Here is a 14,748-nt window from a genome sequence, read left to right as displayed (position 1 = left end):
TGGCGGACTCGAAATCCGCCTAACCCACGTCCCAGAGTGTTTCAGGGCGTGCCAAAAACATAAGGTTTCCTAAGTATTTGCTGGCGTGAGTGTCCCAGAGCGTCCCAGAATGACCCACACAATCCCCGATTCTAAGGGGGGTAATAAGAGGGGTAAGCTGGATTGAGCAGACTCGGACCCAATCAATTGACGGCTCTACAGGTGTCACGTCACAGGGATGGCAGCATATGCGACGGTGGTGGCCTGTGGTTGGTGGCCTCTGGGGGATCGCGCCTGTGGGAGATGCGCTATACGTCGCCAGCAACCGGCAAGCGCAGGCAGATGAGCCTTGGCAGCTATCCCGGTCTCTCGTTGGCCGGTGCGCGTGACAGGGCTGTGGACCTCCGCCGCATGATTAAGGAAGGCACTGACCCCCTGGTGGAGCGGGCAAAGGAAAAAGCCGCCCGGAAGATGGAGCAGGGCGGCACTTTTGCGGAGGTGGCGCAGGCATACATCACGGAGCAGGCACCGGCATGGAAGGATCGCAAGGCCGCTGCCACATGGACCGGATCGCTTGCCAACCATGTTTTCCCTGTCTTTGGGGACAAGCCTATCAAAGACGTTGATACCGATGATGTGTTGTCTGCCCTCCGCCCTATCTGGACAGACAGGACAGAGACAGCCGGTCGGCTGAGGGGGCGCATGGAGCGCATACTTGATTATGCGCGTGTCATGGGCTGGCGAGAGGGTGAGAATCCGGCCCGATGGCGTGGGCACCTGTCTGCATTGCTTCCGGCTCCCTCCAAGGTGGCGAAGGTCCAGCATCACAAGGCTATCCCCTGGAAGGATATTGCATCGGTCATGGCGGCCCTGAGCATGTCTGACGGACTGGCGGCCAAGGCTGTCCGCTTTGCCTGCCTGACAGCGGCGCGGTCTGGTGAGGTCCGGTCCTGCCTGTGGCCTGAAATTGATATGACCACCCGTGTGTGGACGATACCGGCGGAGAGGATGAAGGCAGGGCGGCTGCACCGCGTTCCCCTGTCGATGCCCGCCACGGATATTCTTGATTGCCTGCGACAGCCAACGAACGGGACCGGCTTTGCCTTTCCCGGCTACAGGCCATCACGCCCCCTGACTGACGTGGCGCTGTCCAAGGCTTTGCATCAGGCGGCCGGCACAAAGGATGTGACCGTGCATGGCCTGCGATCGACCTTCCGGGACTGGGCTGCGGAGGAAACCGATTACCCGAATGAGGTTGTGGAGATGGCCCTTGCCCATGCAGTTGGCAACAAGGTGGAGGCGGCTTACCGGCGGGGCGACCTGTTTGAGAAGCGCCGCGCCCTGATGGATGAATGGGCTGCCTACTGCTGCGGGTCACACCGGAACCGCCCATGACGCGACAGGTCACACCCTTGATTTCCATTCGGGGTCTGTATTTTCGGGTGTGACCGGTGTGACCGGTGTGACCAAGCAAAAGAATGGCGGAATACGGTCATTTTCCAGGGATGGATTTGGTCACACCTGCCTGCAATGGGTGTGTGACCGGTGTGACTGGCAGCGGATTGGGATGCTGATAACAGCGTGCTTGAGCGGTGGCCCTCCTGTTTTTACAGGGCGGGTACAGAGGCCCCCCCACCCCTGAACACGTCCGGTCGATGTGTTATCAAAACCCAACGCCTTTAACATGTTCCCCGGCGTCCTGTTCAACTTGTACACCCTCCGCCCATCCTGTAATGTTCAATTTGAACAGGGCGAGGGCAGGCAATGGCGCAATCCGGTATCAATCTTGAGCGTCTGGCGAAGGTCTGGGCACTGGCGGAGGGCGGCAAAGAAGGCGAGACAGACGCCGCCCGGACCCGCGCCGCCGCAATGATCGAGCCGTATGGCTATGTGCTGGATGACATTCCGGGCCTGCTGGCGGATGGCGGGTTCGGTGATGACCTGCCCCAGCCGGGACCGGGGGGTCTCAGGTTCTATGACATGGGCAACCCAGCTCATATGCGGGCTTACCAGCGGGAGCATGATGCCAAGCGGCGGCGCTGGATGCGCGACAACGCAGACCGGATTGCGGAGGTGATTGCCCGCTATGGGTCAGAGGAAGCCGTGTTCGCACCCACGGCGGAAGAAAAGGCGCTGGATGCTGCCATTGAGCCATTCCGCGAGGTCCACCCAGGCGACCAGGCCGATACGTTTGACGGTTCGCATTTCAGCCCTTCCGAGCGTGTGGTGGCGGCGATGGGGCAATCTATCCCGTGGCCTGACACCATCCCGGCGGCTCTGGCTGAATATGAGGCGTGGGACAGGCTATGTGATGACCGCAACGTGGCGGACGGGAACAACCAATATGATTACCTGAGCAATGGCGCTGACAAACGGCGGTGGCACCTGTGCGACATGGTGGAGAAGCTCATCCCGGCCCGTGACCTGTCCGACGTGATTGTGCGCCTGCGCTTCCAGTTGGACGGACAGGGGAGCCGCGATAGCCCCCAGGCCGTTCTTGATGACCTTGAGCGGCTACAGGCGGCGGGCTTTGGAGCATCGGGAACACGGGAGTCTCCCGGTTTATCACCCGCTGCCGATATTCCCGGCAATGAGAGCGATAAGGTGGGAAATCCCCATGTTTGTGCCGGTCCAAATCTGGACGCACCCCCTCCGTCCAGATTGAATACGGCAGGACAGCGCCGGGCGGAGGTGAAGCGGATACTTGCCACCCAGGAGGGTAGAAGCATGTCCTTACGTGAGATTGCCGCCCGTGTGGGTGTTTCCCCTTCGACCGTGCTGAACATTAGGCGGCGTATGGCAGCATGACGGAGGTATGTTCAGATTGAACAGGGGTAGGGACCGCTTACTGTGCGGACCCTTTGGTTTATCTCTGCGGCCCAAACCGTACGCGAGTTACACAGGTGTGACCGTTACAAATGGGACAGACCCTACGCGCGATGCGCGCGAGGCGACTGACGACGAATTTCGTCGGCACAAACCGCACAAACCGCACAGGTCCAACGCGCGATGCACGCGCGCGAGACACGGATGACACACACCCTACGCGCAATGCGCACGAGGGACGGCACGACACAATGTACACAGGGTCTACGCGCGATGCGCGCGCGAGACGCGGTTCTACAGGTTCTACAGGTTCTACGCGCATTGCGCGCGTGATCTGCGCGACACCCAATCCGACAAAAGAGACGTACCCAACGCGCGATGCGCGCGCGAGGCTACCCCATCTACTTAGGGGGTGCAGCGTCCTTGTGGCCCAATAGTCGGTCCACGGCCTTCTGATCCTTCTGGATCATCGCTAGCAAGGTGCGGGCTGCAGGATCAGGCTTCCGGCGCCCCTGCTCCCAGTCGGCCATGGCAGAAGCGGTAAAGCCATACCGCCTGGCAAATGCAGCCTGCGACATTGGGCAGTACCGGTTTTGTGGGTTCCGTGCCCCTTGCCTGATGCTGAACACGTCCACCACCTCCGGCGGCGTCCATTCGGATATGGGTTTGGTGCCTGTCATGCCGCATCATATTGCAGGTTCATCTACCCCGGCAATGCCGGGATTAGTGGCACAGTACGCGCGCGCGCACGCGAGGGAGCATGTTATTTTTGGCTGTATTCCGACATTCCTGTGCAAAGTGCCTGTTATCAAATGTTAACATTGAGACGCTGGAATCCGTCACTCGGGGAATACCCCGACTGGGGGCATTGAGCGGTGGCATTGATACACATGCAACAGGTCCACGCGCGCGCAACAGCGCAGCAGGACCATGACCCGCTGACTGGCTTCGCAGCGAGTTACACAATACGCGCGCATGCACGAGAGAACGCGGCAGGCAGCGTTTGATTTTTTTTCAAAGGAAATCAAATCGGCAGGTCGTTTGATTGTTTTTCAAATGATTGTTTTTCAAACGATGGCTGTTTTCTGCCGGTTTTAGCGCGATTAAATTAAAACGGCTCCCCCGCAACCTGTTCCAATGCGTCCTGGACAAGCCGGTTGAGGCTAACGCCACGGGCGGCAGCGATCTCAGCCGCACGGGTGTGCTCATCTGGCGACAGGCGGACCTGAAACTTGCTGGATAAGCACCCGAAAGACACCCGATAGATGCCGGACAGACACCGGACAAAAACCGGCGTTTCAGGTTTTTTTTGATTTCATAAGTTATAGGCGCTTCGTGAGGACGGCCTATTTTTTGATTTCATATAATGAAGTTCCTATAGGCGCGCCTTGAATGTCTGTCCCTGAGATGCGGGCTACCATCGCGGGGCATGCGTCTGGGGACTATGAAATGCGGGACAGTTCGGACAGGTCCACACGCGCGTTGTGGTTTATCTTGTAGAGAGAGAAGCGTGTGATATACGCTGCATCCCGCCCGCGTTGAAACGGGACGTGTCAGGGTGCGTTGTGGCGGCGTGTCTTTAGGCCGCTTTTGCCACAAGGAGGTGCGTATGCCGGATGGAAGCAATATCATAGGCCGGGGCGTTTATCCGGTGGCGACGGCGGCGAAGCTGCTGCGTATGCCCTCCGCACGTATTCGGTCATGGGTATATGGGAATGGGTCGTCTCCCGTGCTTGTTTCCGATCTTCCACCGGAAGATGGACAGGACGCCCTTAGCTTCATCAATCTTATCGAAGTGCTGTTCCTGTCTGAATTGCGGGGGCAGGGCATAAGCCTGCAATCCATTCGCGCCATGATCGAAAAAGCCCGGAAGCTGATGGGAACAGAGCATCCGTTTGCTATCCGGCAATTCCATACGGATGGGAAAGCGATCTGGATAGAAACGGCGGAGGCTACCGGAGACCGCCGCCTTGTCGATCTCACGGACGGCAATGGGGCCATGCTTGAGGTGCTTGAAAGAAGTTTCCGCAAGTCCGTCTCTTTCGATCAGCTTACGGGTGCGGCAAACCAGTGGCGGCCCTGTGCAGACCAGCCAAGGGTCATCCTTGATCCTGCGCGGCAATTTGGCAGGCCGATTGATAGCGAGACCGGGATTCCTACCGAGATCCTGGCAGATGCCCTGCGCGCGGAGGGCGGCGACGTTGCACGGGTAGCAAAGCTGTGGGAGGTGCCAGCCGACGCGGTTGAACAGGCCGCCGAGTTTGAACTGTGGGTTAATCGCCGGATGGCGGCTTGAGGTTCATCTTCGATGAGAATCACCCGCCCATCATGGCGCGGGTTCTGGAACCTCTGGCGGTCATGGATGGTCACACAGCTACCTCTGTCCGCCACCTTGGTCTGGCAGGCACGAAAGACGTGGACCTGTTTCAGATACTTGCCGATCCGAACATTAAGACGGTTCTGATTACCGCTGATAAGGCCATGTCCCGCCGCCAGCATGAGGTGGCAGCAATCCGGGAGACTGGGGCTGTGGTGGTGCTTGGAGTGAAGGCCTGGAACCAGCAGGGAGATACGTTGGAGCGGGTACGAATGATGGTCTGGTGGTGGCCTATGATCCTGCATTGCTCAATAGAGGCTGATCGTGGATCGTTTCTGGAACTCCCTTGGGCAAACACTGTGAGGCTTCTGAGGCGGTGGCGAGCTTGATCCTTGGTATGTGGCACCACTCGTGCGTATTCGTCCTTCACTCAATCGGACCGATTTTTTTCAATGGAGTGGAGAAATTCGTCTGCAAGTGCCCGACGACCGACGTAGAAATTCACGTAGGTGCCTGAGGAAGAGCCTTGGGGAACGCGTTTATGCTTGTAATCTTTAACCATCCATCCAAGCTCGTAGCCAAACAAGGGCATGCATGGCTCTGGGAAGTAAGTCTCTGTCCGTCCCCTTACCTCATGCTTAGCAAAGGGTATTCTAATCGCATAAAGCTTCTCAAAAAGCGGTTCGAGTGGAGTTGCTACAGGCATTTTTAGATCTTTAAGCAGCACCCTACACACTTCATACAGTCCCATAATCCACAATTTAGAATGGGCACGGTACTCTGAAAAAGTTGGAGTGTTGTTGAGTGAGGCTGTGTCTTGAGGTCTGCGTAAAGTTCGAGTCACTTCATTTTCTAGTGCAAGGATAATATGCTCTGCCCAAGAGAGGTCTAGAATGGCGGAAGATATCCATGGATCTTCTTCTGAAGCTAAGTGGCGGCTTGCCTGTATCCACCGCTTATGACGATGTTCCCATTCTTCATGTATCATTGTACATGCTCCTGTTTTTTCCTTAGCCGTACACTAGGTCTTTTACAATTCTCTGCGATAAATCTGGCCATGGCACCATACAAGGGTAGTGCTGAGAGTGTAGGTATTTGGGAGGTTGCCTGACCGCATGGATGCGCTGGTGTGGGGGTACGGAATTGATGATTGTGCCACAGGGGGGAGCACGATCTATTCAGAGGCCCATCGCTTTTAATATTGGTAGATAATTATAACTCTTGTGCCCATTTCTCAGTGAGCATTAATCGGGCGAGGCCCTCACCATCAGCCGATCCACGAGCCGTGCATGATCGTCCATTTTTTGCACTTGTTACGGTAATTAAGCCATTTTTTGCTGTATACCAGCCAACAACTTCACCATTTTTTTTAATTTCTATTTTTACGCTCATTTTTCATCTTCCTGCTTGTGCCTGACTCCAGGGCCATCTCCGTTATCAGGAATGAATTTTATACCTTGATCTTCCAGAATTGCCTGTATGGCTTCTACAGTACGAGGGTAAAGTTCTTCCCCGCGCTCTAGGCGAGTGATCGTGGTTGGAGATACGTCCGCAGCGATAGCTAAGTCACGAATGTTCATGCGGAGCGCGGCACGCGCCATTCGGCACTGAGATCCTATAATCATGTTTCCTCGTAACAAGGTTGTTGACTTAGACCAAAGTTATGGCACATTAGAACAACCTTGTCACCCTACAACAAGGTGGCCGGATGGGAAGGTGGAAGCTCCCACATCCGGCCTAACCACAACCGCTCGCACTAGGAGCAGGCAATGGCTAAACACGCCCATAGCGTACCACCGGGAGTCCGTACAAGGGCTTTCATTTCCGCAATTCATTGGCAGGACGTATTTCCTGCCCTGATCTTCCCCGCGCTGGTGCTGATCGCCCTGGCAGGCTTCTCCCAGCCGGAAGTTCTGCGCCACGGCGGCGCAAAACCCCATCCCACCGTGATAGCACTGGCGGAGGTGGCCCGATGAGCGAGACACCGAGAGAGCGCGTGCATGCCATCGTATGCGATTTGGGGTCGTTGGCTGAAATCTTGGACGCCCTGATCTCCGCCTCAGAACCTGTCCCCGTGCAGTGGATGCACGGATGGGTAAAGCGCCTCCACACCGAACTGGATGTGGCATGGCTGGGTATCCCCGATGAACGCCGGGAGAGAGCCAAATGACCAGCCTCATCCGCAAGGCCACGATGGCCGCCCTTGGCGCTGATCGCCGCTGCTGGAAGGAGCCTGCCACCTCCGACGCGGAAACACAGATGCAACGCTTTGGCGTGGCCTACCGCAAGGCCATCCGCACACGCGCCCGGACCCTTGCCGATCTACAGGACAAGGCCCGGCTTGTGATGCTGTGCAATCCGAAGTCCGACACGATAGAGGGCAGCCTTGCCCGTGACATTCTGGCGATGAAAGGTGGTGCGGAATGAACGCCTCTCCCCATTATCAGCCACAGACAGATGCCGAACGGCTGCAAGTCCTTGCCTGGCAGGTCAAGAAACATACAAGCCTGTGTTTCGGGGCTGGCGTCATCATGCAGTGCCTGCGTGAGCGCATGGAGAAGAGCGACGACGTGTCGGCCGGCTGGATCAACCCGGCGCTGTCGTTGGTGGAAGATGCCGTTGTGTCCTCGTCCGCATGGCTCGAAGAACGGGCCAACATTGCTGTGGGAGAGCCAGAATGAGCGACCTTCTACAAGTCGACATCAAGCAGATCAGGGCAGCCCAGAACGCCAGCCGGTCGCTTGCACGTCTCGCCATTCTTATGCGCTGGGCTGGGGAGGGGGTGGCTACTGCCAGCCATTCGGGCCTGCCCCCGGCGCAGGCCCAATCCTTTGGCCTGGCTATCACATGGGCCGCTGAAGAAATCGAGCGGCAGTGCACCACCATTGATGAGGCGATTTGAGATGAAGCGCTTGTTTATCAATGTCGCGCTGCTTGTCCTGATCCCCCTTACCGGCATCGCCGTCCGTATCAGTGGCGCGATGGTCCGGCTCTCAAACTGCATGTGGCAGGAGGTGAAGCCATGACGGAAGCATATGCCACCCTGTTCGGGGTACCTGACCCGATCCAGGGCGGGAAGCAATGGGCAGATGCCGTGTGGGGCGTAAACGGTCTGCCTTTACAGCAGGCGCAAAGCCTGATGCAGGCGGAGGTTGAGGCCATGCGGGACAGACTGAAAGACGCCCCATGCGCCAGATTTGAGCATGATGGCATCCCGTTGGTGGACCGGCATGTCGATTACTTCACCGTCGCGGCCAAAGCGCGTCTGTATGACCTCTACATGGCCCACCAGCACTACAGGGGGCACGCATGAGCCGCCCTGCACGCACCTGGTCTGCCCGCGACCTGCGGCGGATTGAACACCTCCGCAAAGAGGGCCTGTCATGGCGCGAGGTAGGCGAGGCGATGGGCAGCAGTTCTGCGTCCTGCCACCGGGCATGGCGCGCGCATACAGCGCCGCCCAGCCTGGCAACGCCCGACCGGCTGGCGGCCATACAGGCTGCTACCACGGGAATCAGCGTCATGGCCGGGATACTGGCCCGCATGGCGGAGGGGGACAAACAGACCGGCACTGAACTGGCATGGCTGGCCGATGGGATCGGTCGATATGCCCACGCCATTGAGGACTGCATTTCATGAGCCGCCTTATCGGCATCGGGCTTGCCCAAGGATGTGACGCTTGGTGCGAAAGCCGGGGTTCCTCAATAGGATTGTCCAATCTGTTCCGTGTTTGTGCTCTTTTGTCCATGTCTGGCCAAAATATAAAGCGCATCAAAATGATACCATATTGAGTGTAACATGCCCCGTAGAGGCCCATAGAAGCCCGTGGAGGCGTGCCTGTGATGCGCATGGTGTGGGACCAGCCCCACGACGGTCATTGTGCCGTGTGGAGACATAGGAGACTTCCTACGGCATTTCGTATTGGAACCGCTTCGTTTGGGGTGTATAGAGAATCAGTGGCGCGTGACTCGCTTCTTCGGGAGCGTGTCGCCAAAAGAAAAGCCGCCTGGAGGTGCGAACTCCAAAGCGGCTTCTCATTGGTAGTGTCATTGCTATCAGGACGGCGGAAAACCGCCAATCCTGTTAGAAAAACACAGGTTCCGTTGGTGCTGGTTCCTGTCGGTTTTCCTAACAGGACTCCGATTTGGTTGACAAGGGTAATCTGTGCATATTTGCACAGGCCCTTGTGCTTCCCGACGCCTTGATAGCACCCTGAAACCCTTGGTTTGCGGTGCTTTATGACCGAAGAAAACGACGACCTGATCCCTTTTGCCGATGCGATTGCGGAACTGAACAGCCAGCGTGCGACTCGGGGCGCTGGCGATAGCTTCCATGCAATGACGACGGCTTACTCCTACGCAGCAAGCGGGATGATTCCCACAATCAAGCGGGGCCGCTTCCGCTTCGTGCGCCGGTCTGACCTGCCCGTCATTGCCGCCCGTCTGCCTGTTGGCCGCACTGGCTGCGCGCCCTCCCACGCTATGGTTTGAGGGGGTGCGCGTGACTGCTGGCGGCAATGAGAAGGCACCTCCGCATTACGTATCGGTGGTTGAGTGGGTGGCACGGACGGGCATGTCCCGCACGGAAACATATCGCAAGTTGAATGACGGCAAGCTGATCGCAAAGAAGCTGGGACGCCGGACGGTGATTGATTTCCGGGCGGGACTGGCATGGCTTGCGTCCCTTCCCAGCGCAACATTCATCCCAAAAAGCAACGGCCCCCGTCATTAACTGAGGGAGCCGCGCCGGTGATGTATGCTGTTGAAGGCCACATTCACTATACGTCACCGACGTAGGGTTTCCCAAGTAAAATGACAGGTGGCACCTGAATAAGGTGGCAAGCCTGACATGGCAGAAACACATGCACACCCGGAATCCGTACATACGAATCCGGGGGGTAAAATAGACTTCCAGGCAGTCAACAGCGCAGCCCTTGGCGTGTTGACGGCCCTCCTTCTGCGCTGGCTGCCAGATGGCAGGCGTGAGGGGCACGAATGGGTATCACGCAACCCGCGCCGGGGCGACCGTAACCCCGGCTCGTTCAAAGTGAACATGAATACGGGTCGATGGTCTGATTTCGCTACGGGCGACCGGGGCGGCGATCCCGTATCCCTTGCGGCCTATCTGTTTGGGCTGTCCCAGCTTGAGGCGGCACGGCAGTTATCCCTTATGCTTGGCGTGGAGGTGCAGCCATGACCGGCATTACCTCCGAATCCAGCAACCTTCCTGCAATGGTGGGCCTGTCTGGTGCTGCCCCGCTTGCGCCCCTGACAGATGAGGAAAAGGCGAAAGCCCAGACCATTGGCGGCCCGTCTGGCGAACAGTGGGAGCCGATCACCCCCGCCCCCTGTGAACCTGAATTGCCGCGTGGTGCCTCCGCCATGTGGGTTTACCGGGATGCGGAGGGCCGCCCCCTGTGCGCCCGGTTCCGCAAGGAACGCGAGGACGGCGGCAAGGATATTCTGCCCCTATCCTATGGCCACCGTGTGTGGACGGACAGTAAAGGCAACCGCCGTGACGGCACCGGCTGGCACTGCAAGCAGGGGCGCAAGCCGTTGCCGCTTTATGGACTGTATCAGTTGGCGGCCTTCCCTGACGTGCCCGTGCTTTTGGTGGAAGGCGAAAAGACGGCGGACGCGGCAGCCCGTCTGTTCCCTGATTATGTGGTCATGACCTCCCAGGGTGGCAGTAAGGCGGCAGCCAATAATGACTGGTCACCTCTGGCGGGACGTAGCGTGACCATCTGGCCGGATAATGACGACGCTGGCAGCGGGTATGCTGATGCGGTCATTGCCGCCCTTGAGGATGCCGGGGCTGCGGTGGTGCGTACGGTGGCGGTGCCAGACAACCTGCCTCCCGGCTGGGATTTGGCCGATGACGTGCCGGATGACCTGACAGGCGGAGGGGAAACCTCCGATGTGGATTTCCTGCGCCCTTATCTGGATCAGGCCACACCAGCCGTCGCAAACGTCAGGATGCCGCACGGTTACAGCATGGAGCGCGGGGGGTTGTATTTCACCGAGGAACAGGGTGGCGACCTGCCCCCGAAGAAGTTTTGGATATGCATCCCCTTCAACGTGATTGCCGAAACGCGGGACGTGGATGGCAACGGATGGGGCGTCCTGATTAGCTGGCTGGACCCGGACGGAAGGCCCCACCAATGGGCATTACCAAGGCGCATGGTGCATGGGGACGGCAAGGACATTGCCGGTGAACTTGAGGATGCGGGTTTCGGGTGCGCCGTCTCTGGGACGCGCTTCCTCCGCCAGTTCTTTTCCTCCGTCCATACCGTGCGCCGCCTGCGCTGTGTCGATAAGTCGGGGTGGTATCATGACAATGGCAACGCCACCTTTGTCCTGCCCAATGGGGTGACGGTTGGCGCGGGGCGGCGTGATGTGGTGTTCCAGACAACCCGCATGGCACGGGGCGCGGAATACGGGACAGCCGGGACACTGACGGACTGGCAGCGCGATATTGCCGCCTATGCCGTGGGCAACAGCCGTTTTGCCTTTTCCCTCTCTGTTGCCTTTTGCGGTCCGCTGCTGGACCTGATGGGCGAACAGTCCGGTGGGTTCCACATCGTGGGCAAGAGCCAGTCCGGCAAATCCACATCCCTGTTCGCGGCGGGTTCGGTCTGGGGCAAGGGCGACCGTGACGGGCAGGTGCGGTCATGGCGCGGTACATCCAACGGGACGGAGGGCATCGCGTCCGAGACCTCCGACACCCTGCTTGTTCTCGATGAGATGGGGCAGGCCAACAGCCGCGAAGTTGGCGAAATCACCTATATGCTGGCGAACAACAGCGGCAAGCAGCGTGCCGGTCGCAATGGCGAAGCCCGTGCCCGCAAGAGTTGGCGTGTCCTGTTCCTATCCACCGGCGAAATCACGCTGGCGACCAAGATGGGGGAGGCCGGACAGCGCCCGATGGCGGGGCAGGAGGTCCGGCTTGTGAACGTGCAGGCCGATGCCGGTGCCGGGATGGGCCTGTTTGAAAACCTGCATGACATGGCCTCACCGGGCGACCTTGCCGATCATATCCGCCGTGCGGCCCGGACAAGCTACGGCACCGCAAGCCGTGCCTGGTTGCAGGCCCTTGTGCTGGATCGCAATGAGGATGAGGCTGCCCTTACCGATACCATCAAGCAGATCGTGGCACGATTTGAGGAACAGGCGTTGCCTGATGCTGCCCCTGTCGATGGGCAGGTGCGCTCCGTGGTGCGACGGTTTGGACTGGTGGCTGCTGCGGGTGAAATGGCAACCGCGTATGGCGTCCTTCCGTGGCAGCGCGGGGAGGCTACGCGGGCGGCTCTGGTGTGCTTCCGCTCATGGCTGGATGATCGTGGCGGCACCCAGGCAGCGGAGGACAGGACCGCAATCGAACAGGTCCGCCTTTTCATTGAGGAACATGGAGAGAGCCGTTTCACCCTGCTGGGTGGTCCCGATGGCGACGGCGATGACAGCCGCTCCCGCACGATCAACCGCGCCGGATACCGCCGTAAGGTGACGACAGAAGGCGGTGCGGAGAAATGGGAATACCTGATCTTCCCCGCCGTGTGGCGTGAGGTCGTGTGCAAGGGGCTGGACGCCAAGCGGGCCGCGCAAAGCCTGATCGCCGCCGGGTATCTTAATTCTGGCAGGGGCGGCAAGGCATCGTCATTCCTCAAAGACCCCGAACACGGCAAGTCCGTGCGCGTCTACACAATCACTGACGACATTATGGGTGGGGACAAATAATGGTCCATCTGGTCCCGGTCACACCGGTCACACCGCGTGTTTTTGCAGGTGTGACCGAAATCGTCCCTGAAAAACGGCGGAAAACAGCCAATCTGAACGCTGGTCACACCGGTCACACCGGTCACACCGCATTTTACAGACCCCGAACCGGGTTGGCGCTGTTTTCACCTGATAGCAGGTGGTCTGAGGGGCTGCCCTCCGCTGAGAACAGCGCAGATAACAGCGCGGGGCATCTGTTGAGAACAAAGGGCCTGAACAGGACACACATTCACATCGGAGGTGGGCATCATGGTTAGTGTCGCCCTTGCCGGACTGATGGAGTGGGCAAAGTCGGATTGCGCCCCAGCGATCCCGGACCCCTCCGCGCTGCTGGCGCAACTGGATGATCTTGGGTGTCGTGTCGTGCTGGTGGATGGGCAACCGGCCATAAGGGGCAATACCGCCGCCATCACCCCCGACCTTATCAGGATGATGAAGCACAGCCGGGACGCCATCATCCAGATGCTGGAAGCAGCAGAACCATCCCCAGCGCAGGCCCCGGCGCATGAAAATCGTTCGGGCATCCGGCTCGATCCAAAAACCGGCAAGCTGCACCTGTTCGGCTCACCAGACCCGCAATGGCTGAAAAGTCAGGGATGGAAATGGGATCAGAACCGCCACCGCTTCATGGCTCCCTATCCACACGACCGGGAGGACGCCACGCCTGAACACATGATCGGCGGCGGCCCGCGCCTGCCTGATGACTACCCCGAAATTACCTATGCCCCTGACAGCAATGAGGACGCCTGACATGAGCAATCCCAAATATGCCACGGCCCGTGCAGTTCCGACCGTGATGGCTGATCCTGCTACGCTGGACCCGAAGGCCGTGCGGTGTTTGTGGACGCGGCCTGTCCCGGCAGGGATGGGAGATGCGACCTATCTTCCCTCTGTGGTGTTCGTGGACGGCACGGAATGCCCGCTTGCCTGTGCGATGGACGGGCTGGCGGCTCGCCAGTTCTGCCAGAAGATTGCCGCTGTCCATGACTGGCCCGTGAAGGATGGCCGCGCACTGGATGAAAGCCGGGAAGTCGCACAGGCCCGCATCATGGCGTCACTGGATGATAATGACCGCAAGACCGTTGATGGTGTGGGTATGGTGAACATGCCTGGCACAGGCAGGATCGCGGCCATGTTCGCGCATGATGCCGGACTGCCCTACGGATTCGCTATTGAGGCCGTAACGCGACGGCTTACGGCGCTGTTTCGCCAGATGGTCATACCAGGGCAGGACACGGACGAGCACAGGCAGGCGGCAATGGATGCAGCCACAGACAAGATGGCTGAACTCTACCGGGGCGAGAAGCCGCAACCGGGCCTGTCTGAACTGGGTACGCACGGCGCTGGCGTGGTGATTGCCGATTACTGTCATGACCGGAACCGGACAGACGATGACTACCAGCGTGCCCTGACAGCAACACTTGAGGCATTGGGCGATTTGTGGACGGAGCGCGGCATCGGGGAAGTGGAGCGCAACCGCATGACCGATGAAGTGATGGATACCAGCCTGCGCCGCTGGTTTGCCCTTACAGGAAGGGTTGTGGCGGGGTGACGGCAGGCGGGCCGATAACAGGACGACCCACAAAGGAATATGGATCAGACAGACAGGCAGGGGGCTTCCAGAAATGGAGGCCCTTTTTTTATGTGTGTGGGTAACACCCGTACACCGACCTTCTTACTTTGTAGGCCAACCTTTTTCATTACGTTATCGAAACAATCATACACCCCACCCTGCCTGCCAAAGTCATCCAAGCGACAGTTTTAAGAGGGGTATTAAGGGGGGTAAGCCAAAAGGCGACCCATGAAAAATGGCTATATTCTGCGATTTTCTGAAAATGAATGGCGGACTCGAAA

At 58.8% G+C, this 14,748-nt stretch carries 22 protein-coding genes; 18 read left to right on the top strand and 4 right to left on the bottom strand.

What is annotated here, in order from left to right; translation table 11 throughout:
• Positions 1–162: 162 nt before the first annotated feature.
• On the top strand, positions 163–1,374 hold the full coding sequence (locus MSKU9_RS10460) for a tyrosine-type recombinase/integrase (protein ID WP_141261402.1): 1,212 nt from the start codon (positions 163–165) through the stop codon (positions 1,372–1,374).
• 369 nt (positions 1,375–1,743) lie between these two features.
• Positions 1,744–2,787, top strand: coding sequence for an Lrp/AsnC family transcriptional regulator (locus tag MSKU9_RS10455; protein ID WP_141261401.1), 1,044 nt, complete (start codon positions 1,744–1,746; stop codon positions 2,785–2,787).
• Between the two features lie 1,126 nt (positions 2,788–3,913).
• On the opposite strand, the gene MSKU9_RS10445 is transcribed toward MSKU9_RS10455, so the two are convergent.
• Positions 3,914–4,063 (bottom strand): toxin-antitoxin system HicB family antitoxin, encoded by a 150-nt coding sequence (locus tag MSKU9_RS10445; RefSeq protein WP_227002463.1) that lies wholly within the window; start codon positions 4,061–4,063, stop codon positions 3,914–3,916.
• A gap of 471 nt (positions 4,064–4,534) precedes the next feature.
• Here MSKU9_RS10445 and MSKU9_RS10440 point away from each other — a divergent pair, with 471 nt between their 5' ends.
• Positions 4,535–5,101, top strand: coding sequence for a hypothetical protein (locus MSKU9_RS10440; RefSeq protein ID WP_227002462.1), 567 nt, complete (start codon positions 4,535–4,537; stop codon positions 5,099–5,101).
• On the top strand, positions 5,098–5,511 hold the full coding sequence (locus tag MSKU9_RS10435) for a PIN-like domain-containing protein (RefSeq protein WP_141261399.1): 414 nt from the start codon (positions 5,098–5,100) through the stop codon (positions 5,509–5,511). Before MSKU9_RS10440 ends, MSKU9_RS10435 begins: the two co-directional genes overlap by 4 nt.
• Before the next feature lie 41 nt (positions 5,512–5,552).
• On the opposite strand, the gene MSKU9_RS10430 is transcribed toward MSKU9_RS10435, so the two are convergent.
• From MSKU9_RS10430 to MSKU9_RS10420, 3 genes are all read right to left on the bottom strand, one after another.
• A complete protein-coding gene (locus MSKU9_RS10430) occupies positions 5,553–6,110 on the bottom strand; it encodes a hypothetical protein (protein WP_141261398.1) in 558 nt (185 codons plus the stop codon).
• A gap of 224 nt (positions 6,111–6,334) precedes the next feature.
• Entirely contained in the window at positions 6,335–6,514 is a 180-nt protein-coding gene (locus MSKU9_RS10425) for a hypothetical protein (protein WP_141261397.1), read from the bottom strand.
• The gene (locus tag MSKU9_RS10420) at positions 6,511–6,723 is read right to left on the bottom strand and encodes a helix-turn-helix domain-containing protein (RefSeq protein WP_227002461.1); all 213 of its coding nucleotides are present in this window, start codon (positions 6,721–6,723) and stop codon (positions 6,511–6,513) included. Before MSKU9_RS10420 ends, MSKU9_RS10425 begins: the two co-directional genes overlap by 4 nt.
• A gap of 168 nt (positions 6,724–6,891) precedes the next feature.
• Here MSKU9_RS10420 and MSKU9_RS10415 point away from each other — a divergent pair, with 168 nt between their 5' ends.
• The 14 genes from MSKU9_RS10415 to MSKU9_RS10355 all read left to right on the top strand — a co-directional run bounded on the left by MSKU9_RS10415 (position 6,892) and on the right by MSKU9_RS10355 (position 14,446).
• The gene (locus MSKU9_RS10415) at positions 6,892–7,098 is read left to right on the top strand and encodes a hypothetical protein (RefSeq protein WP_141261395.1); all 207 of its coding nucleotides are present in this window, start codon (positions 6,892–6,894) and stop codon (positions 7,096–7,098) included.
• A complete protein-coding gene (locus MSKU9_RS10410; protein ID WP_141261394.1) occupies positions 7,095–7,292 on the top strand; it encodes a hypothetical protein in 198 nt (65 codons plus the stop codon). Before MSKU9_RS10415 ends, MSKU9_RS10410 begins: the two co-directional genes overlap by 4 nt.
• Positions 7,289–7,549 (top strand): hypothetical protein, encoded by a 261-nt coding sequence (locus MSKU9_RS10405; RefSeq protein WP_141261393.1) that lies wholly within the window; start codon positions 7,289–7,291, stop codon positions 7,547–7,549. Before MSKU9_RS10410 ends, MSKU9_RS10405 begins: the two co-directional genes overlap by 4 nt.
• The gene (locus MSKU9_RS10400; RefSeq protein WP_010511582.1) at positions 7,546–7,803 is read left to right on the top strand and encodes a hypothetical protein; all 258 of its coding nucleotides are present in this window, start codon (positions 7,546–7,548) and stop codon (positions 7,801–7,803) included. The genes MSKU9_RS10405 and MSKU9_RS10400 overlap by 4 nt, the downstream gene beginning before the upstream one ends.
• Positions 7,800–8,024, top strand: coding sequence for a hypothetical protein (locus tag MSKU9_RS10395; protein ID WP_141261392.1), 225 nt, complete (start codon positions 7,800–7,802; stop codon positions 8,022–8,024). Before MSKU9_RS10400 ends, MSKU9_RS10395 begins: the two co-directional genes overlap by 4 nt.
• A gap of 1 nt (position 8,025) precedes the next feature.
• The gene (locus tag MSKU9_RS18790; RefSeq protein WP_264371848.1) at positions 8,026–8,148 is read left to right on the top strand and encodes a hypothetical protein; all 123 of its coding nucleotides are present in this window, start codon (positions 8,026–8,028) and stop codon (positions 8,146–8,148) included.
• A complete protein-coding gene (locus tag MSKU9_RS10390) occupies positions 8,145–8,435 on the top strand; it encodes a hypothetical protein (protein ID WP_141261391.1) in 291 nt (96 codons plus the stop codon). The genes MSKU9_RS18790 and MSKU9_RS10390 overlap by 4 nt, the downstream gene beginning before the upstream one ends.
• Positions 8,432–8,761 (top strand): hypothetical protein, encoded by a 330-nt coding sequence (locus MSKU9_RS10385; protein ID WP_141261390.1) that lies wholly within the window; start codon positions 8,432–8,434, stop codon positions 8,759–8,761. Before MSKU9_RS10390 ends, MSKU9_RS10385 begins: the two co-directional genes overlap by 4 nt.
• A 599-nt stretch (positions 8,762–9,360) precedes the next feature.
• Positions 9,361–9,612 (top strand): helix-turn-helix domain-containing protein, encoded by a 252-nt coding sequence (locus MSKU9_RS10380; protein WP_141261389.1) that lies wholly within the window; start codon positions 9,361–9,363, stop codon positions 9,610–9,612.
• A gap of 82 nt (positions 9,613–9,694) precedes the next feature.
• Positions 9,695–9,853, top strand: a complete 159-nt coding sequence (locus tag MSKU9_RS10375) for a hypothetical protein (RefSeq protein WP_010515824.1) — start codon at positions 9,695–9,697, stop codon at positions 9,851–9,853.
• A gap of 117 nt (positions 9,854–9,970) precedes the next feature.
• Positions 9,971–10,318: a hypothetical protein gene (locus MSKU9_RS10370; protein WP_141261388.1), complete on the top strand. Its 348-nt coding sequence runs from the start codon at positions 9,971–9,973 to the stop codon at positions 10,316–10,318.
• Complete coding sequence (locus MSKU9_RS10365) at positions 10,315–12,855, top strand: DUF927 domain-containing protein (RefSeq protein ID WP_141261387.1); 2,541 nt, start codon at positions 10,315–10,317, stop codon at positions 12,853–12,855. Before MSKU9_RS10370 ends, MSKU9_RS10365 begins: the two co-directional genes overlap by 4 nt.
• Before the next feature lie 288 nt (positions 12,856–13,143).
• Positions 13,144–13,644, top strand: coding sequence for a hypothetical protein (locus MSKU9_RS10360; RefSeq protein ID WP_227002460.1), 501 nt, complete (start codon positions 13,144–13,146; stop codon positions 13,642–13,644).
• Between the two features lies 1 nt (position 13,645).
• Positions 13,646–14,446, top strand: a complete 801-nt coding sequence (locus tag MSKU9_RS10355) for a hypothetical protein (RefSeq protein ID WP_227002459.1) — start codon at positions 13,646–13,648, stop codon at positions 14,444–14,446.
• The last annotated feature ends 302 nt before the right edge of the window (positions 14,447–14,748 follow it).

The sequence above is a fragment of the Komagataeibacter diospyri genome (assembly GCF_006538165.1).
GTDB lineage: Bacteria > Pseudomonadota > Alphaproteobacteria > Acetobacterales > Acetobacteraceae > Komagataeibacter > Komagataeibacter diospyri.
Note: the sequence above shows the minus strand (reverse complement) of the source record. Positions and strands in the feature narration are given on the sequence as shown.